The sequence below is a fragment of the Chryseolinea soli genome, from assembly GCF_003589925.1.
Lineage (GTDB): Bacteria > Bacteroidota > Bacteroidia > Cytophagales > Cyclobacteriaceae > Chryseolinea > Chryseolinea soli.
The window spans coordinates 3,902,457-3,916,470 of record NZ_CP032382.1 but is presented as its reverse complement, the minus strand read 5'-3'; the positions used below and the strand labels follow the sequence as shown (position 1 = coordinate 3,916,470).

Here is a 14,014-nt window from a genome sequence, read left to right as displayed (position 1 = left end):
TTCGTCATCGATCCGGTAATGGCGTGTAGCCAATACTCGGCTCAACCTAAGCCATGAAAAGAAGAGATTTCCTCAAAACCGGTACCCTGGCAGGAATAACCCTCCCCGCCTTGCTGCAAGCCGCCTGCCAACCGCGCACACCCCAAACCAGCACCGCGAACCCGGAAACCAACACGGCTTTTCCACTGGAAGAGGCAACGCTCGAGAGCTTACAACAAAAAATGCAACGCGGCGAGTACACGTCGCGGGCCATTGTTGAACTATACCTGAAACGCATCGAAGCGGTCGACAAGCAAGGCCCGGCATTGCGCTCCATATTGGAATTGAATCCCGATGCCCTCGCTATCGCCGATGCGATGGACCAGGAACGCAAAGAAGGAAAAGTGCGCGGCCCGCTACACGGCATCCCCGTGTTGGTGAAAGACAATATCGACACCGGCGACAAAATGATGACCACCGCCGGTTCCATTGCCCTGCTCGGGAACCTCGCCACCAAAGATGCCTTCATCATCGCGCGTCTTCGCGAGGCCGGGGCGGTGTTGCTGGGCAAGACCAACCTGAGCGAGTGGGCCAACTTCCGGTCGGAACGGTCCAGCAGTGGCTGGAGCAGTCGGGGCGGACAGACCAAGAATCCTTATGTGTTGGATCGCAATCCCTGTGGCTCCAGTTCAGGGTCGGGCACGGCTGTAGCCGCCAACCTTTGCGCGATCGCCATCGGCACCGAAACAAATGGCTCGATTGCCTGCCCATCATCGCTCAACGGCATCGTGGGCATCAAGCCAACGGTCGGGCTATGGAGCCGCTCGGGCATCATTCCCATTTCCAGCACACAAGACACGGCCGGCCCCATGACACGCACTGTAAAAGACGCGGCCATCCTGCTGGGCGCTTTATGCGGGGTTGACGCCGCAGACGGTGCCACCGCTGCAAGCCAAGGCAAATCGCAGGCTGACTATACTACCTTCCTGAATGCCCAAGGACTCCAGGGCAAACGCATCGGCGTCGAAAAAAACGCTGTTGAAAGAACACGAAGCCGTGGATGCCCTTTTCCAAAAGGCGATCGACCTGATGAAACAGGCCGGGGCCACCATCGTGGAAGTAGACGTTCGCTCACAAATGAAAGATCTGGGGCCGGCGGGCTATAATGTTCTGAAGTATGAATTCAAGCACGGTCTTAATCAATACCTCGCCACTGCACCGGCTGCAAAAGTGAAAGATCTGAAAGCGCTCATTGCTTTCAACCGCGAGCACGAGCGCGAGGCCATGCCTTTTTTCAAACAAGAAATACTGGAAGCCTCCGAAGCCCTCGGCGACCTCGACAGCCCCGAGTACAAAGAGTCGGTAAAGAAAACGCTGACGCTTTCGCGCACAGCCATCGACAACGCATTGCGTGAAAACAAACTGGACGCCATTTGCGGACCGGCAAACGGCCCGGCGTGGTGCACCGACCTCGTGAACGGCGACGCCTTCAATGGCTATGGTGCCTATAGCACGGCGGCCCGGGCGGGCTATCCGCACATCACCGTTCCCATGGGCGCCGTTGAAGGCCTGCCCGTTGGCATTAATTTTTTCAGCACCGCTTTCGCTGAGCCGGTTCTCATCACCATCGCGTTTGCGTATGAGCAACTGTCGCACAAAAGAACGATCCCGGCTTTCCTGACCACCTTCGCCCCCGGCAGCTGACCATCCTAGTCCGGCACGCTTCTTTATTGTAGAAATTTTTCAGCACACCGTTTCCGAACTGCGCAAATCCATAGACGTCCGGCACTGTACCCAGGTTGAAATAGGCTTTTTTTTGACATTTATGATGTTCCGCGTTGACCGATAAATTGGCACGCGTTTATCAGGACGTCTGTCAAATGAATGTCTTACCTAATCCCTGAATGTCATGAAAAATGCACTGTATCTCGTCGCGGGGATGTTCCTGATGAGCATTTCCGTTTCAATCGCACAGGTCACGAACGACACCACGCAAGTGGTGCGCGAAGGCAATCCGCAAATTGTCGAACCGCAGTTGGAGCAAAGCATGAACTACACCAAAGATATGGTGAAGATCAAGGCGTCTGACGTCCCCAAGCCTGTGCAGCAAGCGCTTCAAAGCACCGAATACAAAGGTTGGGAAAATGCCGCCCTCTACCGCAGCAAATCCAGCGACATGTATCTGGTGGAAATGAAAAACGGCGACATGACAAAGACCTATCGTTTCGACCGCAACGGTAAACGCATTAAAGAATAGTGTGTCACCCAAAGTAGACTCTATTTTGAATGACACACAAGAAAGGAAGTAACTGATCGGTTCCTCGGAAGGGCTCCTTCTCACTCCTCCCGGATCATACAGAATCAGTTTCTTCAGCCCACCCCGCACTGCAGACCTTCCCGCCGGAAGCATAGCATGCGGCGTGGGCACTTTCATTTTTTACCGGCCCCGTAGACTCCCTACCAAATCAATTTTATTTTAAATACATTGTGGTTCTACAACCATACTGTATCCGCATGAAAAAACTCTATTACCTCCTCTTGCTCATCACCACCACCACCTTTGCCCAACAAGGCCTGGTGAAAGAAAGTCTGAAAGTGAAAAGCGCCGCCCTCGGCAAAGACGTGGAATACAACATTTATCTGCCAGCCGATTACGACAAATCCAACCGGCAATATCCCGTGCTCTACCTGCTCCACGGCTATGGCGACGATGAAACCGGATGGACACAATTTGGCGAAGCCCAGATCATCGCCGACAGACTCCAGGGCGAAGTAGCCCCCATGATCATCGTGATGCCCGATGCGGGTGTGAGCTGGTACATCAACAGCTACGATGGCAAAGTGAAGTATGAGGACTTCTTCATCAAAGAATTCATTCCTTTTATCGACGCCAACTATCGCACGCGTCCCACGAAACAATACCGCGCGGTCGCCGGCCTGTCCATGGGCGGCTATGGCACCCTGATCATGGCTACCAAGCACCCCGAGCTGTTCTCATCTGCCGCACCCCTAAGCTCCGGTGTTTTCACCGACGAAGAGATCATCAATGGCGACCCCAACATGTGGAACAATGTGATGGGCAATCTCTATGGTAAAAAAGATCTCACCGGCAAAGACCGCCTCACCGATCACTACTACAAGAACTCCATCCTCAAGATCATCGAAACCGCCAACGCCGACGAACTAAAAAAGGTCCGCTTCTACATTGATTGCGGCGACAAGGACTTCCTCATCAAAGGCAACATGGCCCTCCACGCCGCCCTCATCGACAAAAAGATCCCCCACGAATTCCGCGTCCGCGAAGGCGTCCACAACTGGACCTACTGGAGAACCGCCCTACCCGAAGTACTAAAATTCATCAGCGTAAGCTTCCACCAACAATAGTATTTTAAAATCAAGAGACGCAAAGTTCCAACCTAACTTTGCGTCTCCTTTGTCTGATCGCTAAAGCTTTAGCGAAGGCAAAACATTCCAAATCTACTGACACACTGCTGACACATCCCGTGGTTTTCTTTACAAAAATTTAAAACCCCATGGCCAAGCAAAAAGAAATCCACCAACTCGCCAGCGTCACCAACGAAGCCCTGAAGAAAGCCACCGGCAAAAGCTGGACCGCCTGGATCAATGCCCTCGACCGCAAAAAAGCCGACACCCTCTCCCATCCCGAAATCGTAAAACTCCTCGCCCCAAAAATCGAAAGCCCCTGGTGGCGCCAAAAGATCGCCCTCGGCTTCCGCGAAGCAAAGGGCAAACGCATCACCGGCCAAGTTGCCGGCGGTTTCCAAATCGGTGCGCGACGCGTCTTCCCCCTGTCGAAAGACGAAGCCTGGGATTTTCTCCTTTCCCCCGGAGCCATGAAGATCTGGCTCGGCAAAGCGCTGGCCTTGGATGGTGCGCGCCCCTACAAAGTAAAAAAAGGACTCGCCGCCGAGTTGAGAGTGTTCAAACCCGGCTCCCACCTCCGGATGGGCTGGCACCCCGACAACTGGCTCTCGCCTTCCCTCTTGCAGGTGCGGGTTGTTGCCAGCGGAAAAAAGACAGCCCTGAGTTTTCACCACGAAGGATTGCCTAGCGAGGCAGCGCGCGAAGAAATGAAAACCCATTGGACCGTTGTACTCGACAAACTGGAGAGGCTCTTCGAAATGCGATGACGCCGCGGTCGCCAATTTCTTTTACCGGGAAATCAACCTAACTTAGCCAGCAAAAATCCGAAACGATTGAGCCACTCTAATTTCTTCATGGCCCTCGTGCTGGCAGTATTGTATGCGTTGGCGCGTGTGCAGCCCACGGAAGAAAATTATCTTTGGCTCCTGCCTTTTCTCATCCCGGGCGTGCTGGCCCTCAATCTATTGCTGGTTTTGTGGGCGTTGGTCCGGCGCAAACTTTCGGGTGTGTATTATTTGGTAGCCTTGGGCATTGGAGCCCCTTACCTGGCGAGCACTCTCCCCTGGAAAGGTTTTGTTCATCGACCACCGCCATCGGCCCAAAGCTTTTCCGTGCTTAATTACAACGTTTCGCTTACCGGTTTTCCCTATGTGCAGGACTGGGCTTTTTATGCGCCGCCGCCGCTGGCCTTTCAGCTGAAGGACTGGATCCTCCAACAAAACGCCGACGTGCAATGCTACCAGGAATTCATGACCTTCGACGGCGACAAAAACTTTGACATGCTCCACCGCTTCAAAGAGAAGGGCTATCAATACTATTTTTCCGCCGACATCAAACAACCTCACTATCCCGTAGTGGGTATCCTCATCGTCACAAAATTTCCTATACTGAAGACGGGCGATGTAGCCGTTAGCGAGAACGGTTTTAATCGTGTAGCTTTCGCCGATGTGCTGGCTGGCACGGACACGGTGCGCATCATTGGCGTCCATCTCCAGTCGATGGGACTCAAACAATACGACCCCAGCAAGGCGTGGGACCTGCCGTCGGCTTTCGCAAAGGTGGGCCTCATCCTAAACCAACTCAAAACCGGTATGCAAGACCGCCGTGTGCAAGTCGAAAAGCTTAAAGCCTTTATACAAGGTTCGCCTCACCCGGTGATCTGCGTGGGCGATTTCAACGACCTGCCCTATTCATATGCCTACCAAGCCCTGAAAAAAGATCTCAACAATACCTTCGAAGAGGCCGGCAGCGGGTTTGGATTCACCTACAATGGCAACACGCTGCGCACGTTGCGCATCGACAATCAGTTCCATTCGCATCGTGTGCAAGCCTTGCAATTCAAGACCCTGAACGCGGTGGGCTACACCGACCATTTCCCTTTGCTGGGAACGTACAGCATCACCCCCTCGCGACCATGAGAAAGGAACTGGCAAAGGACGAAGGCGAGCGAAAAAAATTCACAGCAGTGTTTGTGCGCCTCGGAAAAAAAGTGAACTACAAGGGTTATTCGGAAGAAACGATCTTGCTCCAACACATCAAAGATGCGGAATCGCAGCGCATCGTTACCGATCACATTTGGTTTAGCTTTACGAAAGGGTTTCAACAACTCGCGCTATCGGAGGGCGTCACGATCGAGTTTGAGGCGCGGGTAAAAGAATATACCAAAGGCTATGTGAACCGCCGGTACGGCATCGACAAAAGCAAGCGCGACTATCGCTTAAGTCACCCCACAAAAATAAAAGTGGTACAAAAGTAAGTACCCGCCGGACGGGGCGGGTACTTTACTTCAGAAAGAAAATGTTCAACGGGTCTAACGCAAATCTGCTGTGTTGCTGGTATACACCGCATGGATATCGTCGCGATGAAAAGCTTCGTTAAGCGCATTGACGATTTGCGCAATGTATTCCTTTTTATTGCTTACCACGGCATTCTTCTCACCCTCCGCAGTGGCAATGCGCACGGCGTAGCGCTCGCGCACAATGACCATCACGATCAAACCGAGCATCAGCAAGCCACCACCAATCCACAATGCCAAATAATTGGCCGTGTAGTAGGTGCCGTTGATTTGCGTGTCGGCGATGACGGTGTTGGGAATGAGCTTCAACATTCCGAACAAACCCAGCAGGATGCCGATGCCCGCCAGCAGAATGCCCGGCAGTCGCTCCGGCTGGATGGTGAAGAGGCCGTGTTTAGTAATCCCGTTTAGTCTATACGACATGTTCTTAACTTGAAAGGTCGAGTCGGTGACCGTGATGCCACGGCCATCGGTGTAAAGCACTTTGTCAGGTATCATATGGTTAATTTTTTAATGACTGAAGATCTAGATCCTTCGCTTTCCCGCTACCAGGATAACCACGCCGGCTGCCAGTAATATGCCGCCCGTGATAGGCGACCAGTATACGGGAGTCTTTTCTTCTTTGTTGATCTCTACCGGACCCAAATCGACCACCTTTTTTTTGGTCACGATGTTGAACCCTGTAAACACGGTCATGACAAGTCCCAGGACGAGTAGCGCAATTCCTAAAGTCTTCATATTTTTTTGGTTTGTGCTGGAAATGCAGCAATTAGCCCGCCACCCGCTTTTCCCGGAGAATTCGCCGGTTTTGATCTTTTTCATTGTGTACTTAACTCCACACTCGTCCACAACGGATCAACCTATTGTCCCCGCAAATCTGTTTTGTTGCGCAATCATGCCTGTGTCACCACCAAAATGAATGTCACAACACCTTGATCTCCTATCGACTTAAAACCGATGACCGGTAAAACTTATTAATACCCGTTGGGTTGTTCAGAAGGATAGCAATAAAAGGGACTTACCCGTTATCTTTATGCGAAGCGGCATTCATGAAGCAAATACTCAACGTCATCCAGTCACCGGTCACTTACCTGCGCGAAAAATTGTCGCAGCGGCAGTTCTTCATTTTGTCCGCTATTCTCGTCGGACTTTCCTCAGGGCTCGCAGCCGTCATTCTGAAATACATCGTGCACTCCATCGAGGCGTTTGTCACGTATTATAGCAACTATTACGAACGCTTCTTCCTGTTTGCCATCTTCCCCATCGTGGGCATCCTCCTCGCGGTGGCCTATGTCTGTTATGCCTTAAAAAACAAATTCAAAAAAGGAAGCGCCGAGATCGTCTATACCATTGTCAAAAAATCCAGCAACATCGAGCCACAGCAGATGTATTCACACCTCGTCACCAGCGCGCTCACCGTCGGTTTTGGAGGGTCCACCGGCTTGGAGTCGCCCATGGTCAGCACCGGCGCCGCGATTGGCTCCAACTACGCACAGACCTATAATCTCTCATATAAGGATCGCACCATCCTGCTTGCCTGCGGCGCTTCGGCCGGCATTGCAGCTGCCTTTAACTCTCCTATCGCCGGCGTGCTCTTTGCCGTGGAAGTTTTGCTGGCCGACATCAGCGCCACGGCCTTTATTCCGCTCATCATCTCTGCCGCCTGTGGCGCTTTGCTCTCCAAGATCATCCTCAAGCAAGGTGTTGTGCTCTCCTTTTCGCTGCAGCAGCCGTTCAACTATCACAACATGCCGCACTATGTGCTGCTGGGCATTCTTGCCGGTTTTATTTCGCTGTATTACGCCCGGGCCTTCACGTGGATCGATGGGAAAATGAAAGGCATCGTTAACCGTTGGATCAGGGTGGTCGTGGGCGGCTTGTTACTTTTTGCGTTGCTCATTCTCTTTCCGCCGCTCTTCGGCGAGGGCTATGAGTCGATCAAAGTCCTCGCGTCCTTGCATCCTTCCGAACTCACGAATGCCTCACTGCTGCGAAACTTTATTCACAGCGATGGTGAGATCCTGGTCTTCCTGGGTGCCCTCATGTTCCTGAAAACCTTCGCGGCCGGCATCACCATCGGCAGTGGCGGCAATGGCGGCAGCTTTGGCCCCTCCTTGTTTGTGGGCGCTTATATGGGTTATATCTTTTCACGCATCGTCAACCTCATCGGCTTTGCGCATATACCGGAAGTAAACTTCACGTTGGTGGGCATGGCAGGGATTCTCAGCGGTGTTTTTTATGCCCCGCTCACGGCCATCTTTCTCATTGCCGAGATCACCGGGGGATATGGCCTCATGATCCCGCTCATGATCGTGTCGGCGCTCAGCATCACCGTGGCGCATTATTTCGAGCCGCTTTCAATGGAAGGCAAAAAACTTTCGTCCATGCTCGATATCTCCGTCGAGAACCGCGACAAATTTTTGTTGAGCAAACTCGACCTCGGCTCGCTCATCGAAACCAATTTCTCAGCGTTGAAACCCAATGACAATCTGCAGTCGCTCATCCGCGTCATCTCCACCTCTAATCGCAACACATTCCCGGTAGTCGACGAAAAAAATGAGTTGCAGGGGATCATTCACATGGATCACGTGCGAAGCATCATCTTCAGCCCGGAGAAACATGAAAAGACGGTGATGAAGGATCTGATGACAAAACCGGCAGCGACTATCATGACCACGGAGAATCTTCACAGTGTCCTTAAAAAATTCGACGATACGAATCAGTGGAATTTGCCGGTGGTGGACAATAAGCAATACCTCGGATTTGTATCGAAGTCCAATGTGTTGACAAAGTACAGATCGGAGTTATTGAAGTCTGTGTGAGTTCTAATCCCATGGATGATCACCAAATCCCAGAATATATTGACAAGCCTGAAAGGCTTCCCGAACAATGGCCCCCAGTGAAACTGGGGGTTAATTATTGGCAGATGATTCAACCCCGGAGGGGTTACCCTGTCCGACGTTGCATATTTAAATTTCCACCATCACAATGCGCCCATTTAGCCTGGAAATAGGATGCCTTTACTGTCCCTCACTCGCGGTCCTCTATTCAAAACTCCTTTCTTCACTGTGAACTTTACTGGAAAGCGCCTTACCGGTAACCCCTCCGGGGTTGAATCCACCATAAACAAATAACCCCCAGTTTTCACTGGGGGCCATTGTTCGAGAAGCCTTTCAGGCTTATACTATATTCTAAGATTTGGTGATTCTGGTTATTGGTTGTTTCCTTTCTTCACGGTGAATTTTGACAAGACTGCGTTCCGATCGATTTTACCGGCGTTGAAATCCTTCAGCACAGAGGCTTTCAGGGTATATTCCAACGATGAAGGAATGTCGCATTTGTTGCAGCGGGTGATCTTCACTTGGAAGACCAGCACCTCATCATCTTTCAGGCTCTTCAGAGTGCGGCCGTATTCGACGATGTTATCTTTTAACTCGGTCTCGAATTTCGGGTAGAGTTCTTTTGCTTTTTTGTCGCGGGTGGCCTGGTCCACATCGTTCAGACCCAGGGTGGGCATGATGTAGCGGCGGCTGTCGCGCTCGCGTTCAATGCCGCTGTAGGCTTGCATGTAGTAGATCACACCGAAGTCTTTGAGACGTTCGAAATAGATGTTGTCTTCGGTGAAGTAGGTCTTCGACAAGTCGGGGCTGTAGAGGCGGCTGAAGATGCTCGCCAGCAGTTCCAGGTCGGGGGCCACTTCTTCTACCGTTTCGGTATTCACCACTTTCAATTTAGCCAGCGCCTGATCACGGGTGATCTTGCCCGTGCGGAACGCGGTAATGTCCGACTTCAAGCCTTCCACGGAAAGATGTGTGCGGTTGGGCGCGTTAAAGAATTGATTCACCCAAACGCGCGGGTTATTGCCCTGGTTGGAGACCACCACACGCTCCGTGGGTTGCAGTTGTGCGATCATGTCGCCGTAGTCGAGGATGAAGGTCTTGGCGGCTTCGATCACTTTCGCGTTGTAGGCGTCGCGCACGCTGTCCATGTCGTTGTTGCGCTTTTTGTTTTCTTTGGTGATCAGTTTAAATCTGTCTGCATCGTCCGGATCCGGGGGCAAGACCGGCGAATCTTCCTCCTCCTCCAAGTCATTTTCGCCACCAACGTATACATTGTTGCCATTCGCGTCATTGCTATACTGCATGCTGTTGTAGTTACCACCACTGCCGAAAGTGATCGTGGTGCTACCGTTGCCATCCGTCCACACCATAGGCGTGGTGTAGTCAGCCGGCAAGGTAAAGGTCACTCCATAGCCCGACTGGTAGCTGCCTTTCACTTCCAAAGGAAAGAACGTGCCCCGATTACTGATCTGTTGTTTTATAAGCGTGCTCAGCACGTTCTCAGCCACCGCGATGTCGCGCTGCATGCGCTCTTCGTCAAACTTCTGGGCCCAGGCGGGGGTCAGCATCGCCGTCATCATCAGGCTCACTACCCCGGCATACCATCTACTTTTCATATGTGTTGCCATTGCGTTCTTTTCTCGTTAATCGTTGTCGTTCAAAAAATCTTAGTTTGCCATGCCGACGCTGCTCCTCGTATTCACCTTGCTGATAATGCTGGTCAATATTTGTTCGGTCTCTTTTCTAAACACGTCGTTGTTCTGTTGGAGGCTGTTGATCTGTGTTCTCACCACCTGCAAGTCGTCGTTGCGTTGTTGTTGCAGATATTTGGCGAAGTCCACCAGCAGGCCTTCCACATATTGTTTCTGTTCGTTGGCGCTCAGCTGGAAGTAGCTCTTCACCAGTTTCGCGTTTTCGGTTTGCATCGAGGCCACAAATTCGCGCACCTGCGCCTCGGAAGCGGTGGAAGCTTGTTGCACCAGCTTGTCGATCTTGCCCGAATTCAAAGCCAGGCTCTGATTGATGGACGCATTCAGCTTCCTTTGCGTTTCGTCCAGGCTGGCTTGCAGGGTCGCATTGTTTTGTTGCAGCGAGTTGTTGATCATGTCCTGCACTTGCTCGGGGGTAAGCGTGGCCGCAACGGGTTGAGGGACGGACGTCACGGTCTTCACTTCGGGCACATCGCCAAAGCTGATGCGCAGTTCTTGTTGCTGATACCGTATGTTAAGACCCGAAAGTTTAGCGACGAGGATCACCACCAGCAGCGAGGCGGCAATGCCTATGATGGTCTTCACGTAAGGCGCCTGCCAGAACCGTTGCGAGGGATGCTCCCCCACAAAAATGGGCGGGGCAATCACTTCCTTGTCCTCCACCTGGGCCAACATCCGGCGCAGGCCGTTCATTTTTTCTAGCTCCAGGCGGGCCGTGGGATTCTCCAGGAGATATTGCTCCAGCTTTTCGCGTTTGTCGTCTTCCAGCTCGCCATACAGGTAAGCCATCAGATCCTGTTCACTGGGTTTATAGCTCATAGCCTATGGTATCTTTGTTGATATTCTTTCGTTCCAAAATTTTGCGCAGACCGTCCAGTCCATAATACATGCGCGACTTCACCGTGTTCTCCGAAATGTTCAGCACCTCCGCGATCTCCCTGAACTTCAGACCCTCGTACTCTTTCATGATCACCACCTCGCGCTGCTCCTCGTTCAGCTCACGCAAGGCCTGCTGCAACACATCCGACAATTCGGCTTGCTGAAGCTGGCGCTCGGGATTATCAAACCGCTGCGATGAGGTCTCCCACGCCGGCGAATCCTCGGCTTCGCGATTCCAGACCACATCAAACGAAAGGGACCGGTTCCCTTTCCGCTTGCGGGCCTCCTCGCGACAGTAGTTCACGGCAATTTTATAGAGCCACGACTTAAAACGGGCATTGTCTTGCAGGCTTGGCAGGCTGCGGCACATGGAAATAAACGTCTTTTGCGACACTTCCATGGCCATGTCGTGGTCCATAAAGAACTTATAACCAAAGTTATAGATCCGTTTATACCAAAGTTGCACCAGCTTGCCTTGCGCAGCCTGGTCCCCCTCCTTCGCGCGGGCCAGAAGGGTGTCAGAGTGCATCATGGCAATGTCCAGTAAAGTCTCGGTCACAGATCAGGAATTTCAGGTTATTTATCGTTCGATGCCATAAAGATGGGGGGTGGCGGGAAAAAGTTTTAGCCCTCAGCGCAATATTTTGGCGGCCCCCCGTCGGAGGCCTCCGGGGCCGGGCTATCCGTTCCAAGTCCTCGCCCAACCCCGCCACCCAACCCTTCGCTGTGGGCTTTCCACTACTATCCCTGGCCGGGTGTTCCCCCAGATACCGGGTGTTCCCCAAGGGCCAGCTTATTCATGCAAGTCCATCCAAATCCCAAGTTCCCCCATTCCCCAAACCCCGACACCCATTTGTTGGTGTCCCACCAACAAATCACATTCCCTTTCCACCCCACCCCTTTCGCGCCCTCCCCTCAAAACACCCCCATACCCCCAAAAACCAAATATCCACCCCACACCAACAAATTCTCGCCAACCCTTAACTTTGCGGCCGCATGAAAAAAATTATCGCGTGGCTCATCCGCTATGTGCCCCGGAAATACCTCCAACGGGTAAGCGGTGTGGGATTAAAAGCCGTCAGCCTGTTTTATATCGGAAACAACGTCACCTGCCCCGTCTGCAGCCGGGGGTTCCGCCAGTTCCTTCCCTATGGCCGCATCCACCCGCGTCCTAACGCGCTGTGTCCAAATTGTTTGTCGCTGGAGCGGCACCGCCTCATCTGGCTGTACCTGCAACAGAAGACTAGCTTTTTCACGGCACCCCATCACGTGCTGCACATCGCGCCTGAAGCCTGCTTCATCAAACGCTTCGAAGCCCTTCATGGCGACCGCTACATTACGGCCGACATTGAGTCGCCTCTTGCCAAAGTGAAGATGGACATTCACCAGATTCCCTTCCCTGAGAACACCTTCACGGTGGTGCTTTGCAACCACGTGCTGGAACATGTGGCTGATGATATTAAGGCCATGAGCGAGATTCATCGCGTGCTGCAGCCGGGAGGATTTGCCATCATGCAGATCCCATTTTTCAATCCTATCCCGGATGTCACTTTTGAGGATCCGACCATTACCGATAAACGCGAACGCGAAAAGATCTTTGGGCAGGATGATCATGTGCGGAAATATGGGCATGATTATACGCAACGCATTGCCCGCGCAGGATTGACTCCTGTCGCTGACGAGTTTGTGAATCAACTTCCCGATGATATCCGACGGAAATATGGATTAGTGAAGGGAGAAACGATTTATGTGGGGTATAAAAACTAGTGCGACGTCATGCGTCATGTCGCAGGCACAAACTTTTTAAAACCTACGTCAGAAATTCAAGACATCCCGAATTTCGAGAAGCACAGGAACCGGATGACCTCCGGAAGAAATGAAACGAAATCCGGTAAAAAACCGAGCACACAAAAGATACGATCGCGCCAGGTTTCCATTCGCGCTTGCCTTCACGGTCTTTGACGTGCATTGCGATAGCATGGCAGCGTGCGTTTAGGTTCGCGATGCATTTCATAGCTCCGCTCCGGGGCCGCGGGGGCCCCACATGCGCCATCGGGGCTTATTTTGATCCGCGCATGCCCCTGCCAGGCCGAAGATAAAAATAGGCCCCGCTGACGCATGCTGGAGTGCAGTGTGGGTGCGAGACGGGGTGCGATGAATGCGCACTCGTGAGCCCATGGTCAGCACACAATTGAGCGGGAGCAATCTGCGCATGGTTTAGGGCTACTTGCCACACGCTTGGCCCGTGTTGTAGTCTTTGAAAATCTGCACGACGTCGGAGCTTGTATACCATTGACTTCGCATTTTTCTGACCAGGGGCGCGCAATCTTTAAAATATTCCGTGAAATAGTTGAGAAATGGCGTTTCGCGATCAATGAGCGGTATCGTCGCATTGCGGGAAGAATAGGTCATCGCTGCTGTACTGAAGCCCGATTGTTTTGTTACTTCAAGGGAAGCGTTCATGATATTGAATTCCTGCTCATTTCGTTTTTTAAAAATGTATTTGTCGCCGGCCGGCATCTCGTAGCCCGGATAAAAGTACAGACTCACCCTGCCGTCCGTGATCAGGAGCATGAAGAAACTAAAATCTTTGGCGTATAAACTTTTATAAAACTCACCCTCTTTTATATAACCCTCAATTTCTTTGGGTGCAATCTGCTTCACGTTGCCCAGGCTGTCCAATATCTGCAGGTTCGTGTAGTTCAGTCGCTGTTGATCTTTTCGTTTTTTGGCATTCAGAATTTTGCACGCAATCGTGTCCCTGGACAACGTGATGATCTGTCCGTCCACGGCATCCTGTGCCGAAAGCGCGCTGCAGATGAATAGCAACAAAAGAATGGCCGTTATACGTTTCGTCATTATTACTTCCATATGATCTTGGCGAGGCATTGGCCAGGCTGTTCATTTTAAGTTTCAGCTAAAAAACA

The 14,014-nt window shown here is 52.1% G+C and carries 15 protein-coding genes; 9 read left to right on the top strand and 6 right to left on the bottom strand.

From position 1 onward, the window contains the following. The first annotated feature begins 53 nt into the window (after positions 1 to 53). The 7 genes from D4L85_RS16720 (at position 54) to D4L85_RS16695 (ending at position 5,620) form a co-directional block, all read left to right on the top strand. Complete coding sequence (locus D4L85_RS16720) at positions 54 to 1,145, top strand: amidase family protein (RefSeq protein ID WP_335621967.1); 1,092 nt, start codon at positions 54 to 56, stop codon at positions 1,143 to 1,145. Continuing rightward, entirely contained in the window at positions 1,069 to 1,683 is a 615-nt protein-coding gene (locus D4L85_RS35065) for an amidase family protein (RefSeq protein WP_335621966.1), read from the top strand. The genes D4L85_RS16720 and D4L85_RS35065 overlap by 77 nt, the downstream gene beginning before the upstream one ends. 205 nt (positions 1,684 to 1,888) lie before the next feature. Then, complete coding sequence (locus D4L85_RS16715) at positions 1,889 to 2,236, top strand: hypothetical protein (RefSeq protein ID WP_119755371.1); 348 nt, start codon at positions 1,889 to 1,891, stop codon at positions 2,234 to 2,236. 257 nt (positions 2,237 to 2,493) lie between these two features. Next, on the top strand, positions 2,494 to 3,363 hold the full coding sequence (locus D4L85_RS16710) for an alpha/beta hydrolase (protein WP_119755370.1): 870 nt from the start codon (positions 2,494 to 2,496) through the stop codon (positions 3,361 to 3,363). A 149-nt stretch (positions 3,364 to 3,512) separates the two neighbouring features. After that, the gene (locus D4L85_RS16705; RefSeq protein ID WP_119755369.1) at positions 3,513 to 4,130 is read left to right on the top strand and encodes an SRPBCC family protein; all 618 of its coding nucleotides are present in this window, start codon (positions 3,513 to 3,515) and stop codon (positions 4,128 to 4,130) included. 66 nt (positions 4,131 to 4,196) lie between these two features. Further along, positions 4,197 to 5,282 (top strand): endonuclease/exonuclease/phosphatase family protein, encoded by a 1,086-nt coding sequence (locus D4L85_RS16700; RefSeq protein WP_160143789.1) that lies wholly within the window; start codon positions 4,197 to 4,199, stop codon positions 5,280 to 5,282. Then, complete coding sequence (locus tag D4L85_RS16695) at positions 5,279 to 5,620, top strand: hypothetical protein (protein WP_119755367.1); 342 nt, start codon at positions 5,279 to 5,281, stop codon at positions 5,618 to 5,620. Before D4L85_RS16700 ends, D4L85_RS16695 begins: the two co-directional genes overlap by 4 nt. A 54-nt stretch (positions 5,621 to 5,674) precedes the next feature. On the opposite strand, the gene D4L85_RS16690 is transcribed toward D4L85_RS16695, so the two are convergent. Then, the gene (locus tag D4L85_RS16690) at positions 5,675 to 6,157 is read right to left on the bottom strand and encodes a DUF6232 family protein (RefSeq protein ID WP_119755366.1); all 483 of its coding nucleotides are present in this window, start codon (positions 6,155 to 6,157) and stop codon (positions 5,675 to 5,677) included. A gap of 27 nt (positions 6,158 to 6,184) precedes the next feature. Next, the gene (locus tag D4L85_RS16685; protein ID WP_119758827.1) at positions 6,185 to 6,397 is read right to left on the bottom strand and encodes a hypothetical protein; all 213 of its coding nucleotides are present in this window, start codon (positions 6,395 to 6,397) and stop codon (positions 6,185 to 6,187) included. A 311-nt stretch (positions 6,398 to 6,708) separates the two neighbouring features. Between D4L85_RS16685 and D4L85_RS16680 the strand changes: the two genes are divergently transcribed. Next, positions 6,709 to 8,481, top strand: a complete 1,773-nt coding sequence (locus D4L85_RS16680) for a chloride channel protein (protein WP_119755365.1) — start codon at positions 6,709 to 6,711, stop codon at positions 8,479 to 8,481. A gap of 389 nt (positions 8,482 to 8,870) precedes the next feature. Here D4L85_RS16680 and D4L85_RS16675 read toward each other — a convergent pair whose 3' ends face one another. From D4L85_RS16675 to D4L85_RS16665, 3 genes are read right to left on the bottom strand one after another with little or no spacing between them, the layout of a single operon-like run. After that, positions 8,871 to 10,115: a hypothetical protein gene (locus D4L85_RS16675; RefSeq protein ID WP_160143788.1), complete on the bottom strand. Its 1,245-nt coding sequence runs from the start codon at positions 10,113 to 10,115 to the stop codon at positions 8,871 to 8,873. 51 nt (positions 10,116 to 10,166) lie between these two features. Next, complete coding sequence (locus D4L85_RS16670; protein WP_119755363.1) at positions 10,167 to 11,027, bottom strand: anti-sigma factor family protein; 861 nt, start codon at positions 11,025 to 11,027, stop codon at positions 10,167 to 10,169. Further along, positions 11,017 to 11,646 carry an RNA polymerase sigma factor gene (locus tag D4L85_RS16665; protein WP_228450924.1) on the bottom strand — a complete coding sequence of 210 codons (630 nt, stop codon included), beginning with the start codon at positions 11,644 to 11,646 and terminating at the stop codon, positions 11,017 to 11,019. Before D4L85_RS16665 ends, D4L85_RS16670 begins: the two co-directional genes overlap by 11 nt. A 437-nt stretch (positions 11,647 to 12,083) precedes the next feature. On the opposite strand from D4L85_RS16665, the gene D4L85_RS16660 reads away from it, so the two are divergent. Beyond that, on the top strand, positions 12,084 to 12,854 hold the full coding sequence (locus D4L85_RS16660) for a class I SAM-dependent methyltransferase (protein WP_119755362.1): 771 nt from the start codon (positions 12,084 to 12,086) through the stop codon (positions 12,852 to 12,854). Positions 12,855 to 13,310: 456 nt separating this feature from the next. Here D4L85_RS16660 and D4L85_RS16655 read toward each other — a convergent pair whose 3' ends face one another. After that, the gene (locus D4L85_RS16655) at positions 13,311 to 13,946 is read right to left on the bottom strand and encodes a hypothetical protein (RefSeq protein ID WP_160143787.1); all 636 of its coding nucleotides are present in this window, start codon (positions 13,944 to 13,946) and stop codon (positions 13,311 to 13,313) included. Positions 13,947 to 14,014: the final 68 nt, after the last annotated feature.

What these genes read in the sequence shown, in the direction of transcription:
- D4L85_RS16695 (WP_119755367.1), top strand. Translation starts at nt 5,279, where the DNA reads ATGAGAAAGGAACTGGCAAAGGACGAAGGCGAGCGAAAAAAATTCACA.
- D4L85_RS35065 (WP_335621966.1), top strand. Translation starts at nt 1,069, where the DNA reads ATGAAACAGGCCGGGGCCACCATCGTGGAAGTAGACGTTCGCTCACAA.
- D4L85_RS16720 (WP_335621967.1), top strand. Translation starts at nt 54, where the DNA reads ATGAAAAGAAGAGATTTCCTCAAAACCGGTACCCTGGCAGGAATAACC.
- D4L85_RS16660 (WP_119755362.1), top strand. Translation starts at nt 12,084, where the DNA reads ATGAAAAAAATTATCGCGTGGCTCATCCGCTATGTGCCCCGGAAATAC.
- D4L85_RS16680 (WP_119755365.1), top strand. Translation starts at nt 6,709, where the DNA reads ATGAAGCAAATACTCAACGTCATCCAGTCACCGGTCACTTACCTGCGC.
- D4L85_RS16690 (WP_119755366.1), bottom strand. Translation starts at nt 6,157, where the DNA reads ATGATACCTGACAAAGTGCTTTACACCGATGGCCGTGGCATCACGGTC.
- D4L85_RS16675 (WP_160143788.1), bottom strand. Translation starts at nt 10,115, where the DNA reads ATGAAAAGTAGATGGTATGCCGGGGTAGTGAGCCTGATGATGACGGCG.
- D4L85_RS16670 (WP_119755363.1), bottom strand. Translation starts at nt 11,027, where the DNA reads ATGAGCTATAAACCCAGTGAACAGGATCTGATGGCTTACCTGTATGGC.
- D4L85_RS16705 (WP_119755369.1), top strand. Translation starts at nt 3,513, where the DNA reads ATGGCCAAGCAAAAAGAAATCCACCAACTCGCCAGCGTCACCAACGAA.
- D4L85_RS16715 (WP_119755371.1), top strand. Translation starts at nt 1,889, where the DNA reads ATGAAAAATGCACTGTATCTCGTCGCGGGGATGTTCCTGATGAGCATT.
- D4L85_RS16685 (WP_119758827.1), bottom strand. Translation starts at nt 6,397, where the DNA reads ATGAAGACTTTAGGAATTGCGCTACTCGTCCTGGGACTTGTCATGACC.
- D4L85_RS16655 (WP_160143787.1), bottom strand. Translation starts at nt 13,946, where the DNA reads ATGACGAAACGTATAACGGCCATTCTTTTGTTGCTATTCATCTGCAGC.
- D4L85_RS16710 (WP_119755370.1), top strand. Translation starts at nt 2,494, where the DNA reads ATGAAAAAACTCTATTACCTCCTCTTGCTCATCACCACCACCACCTTT.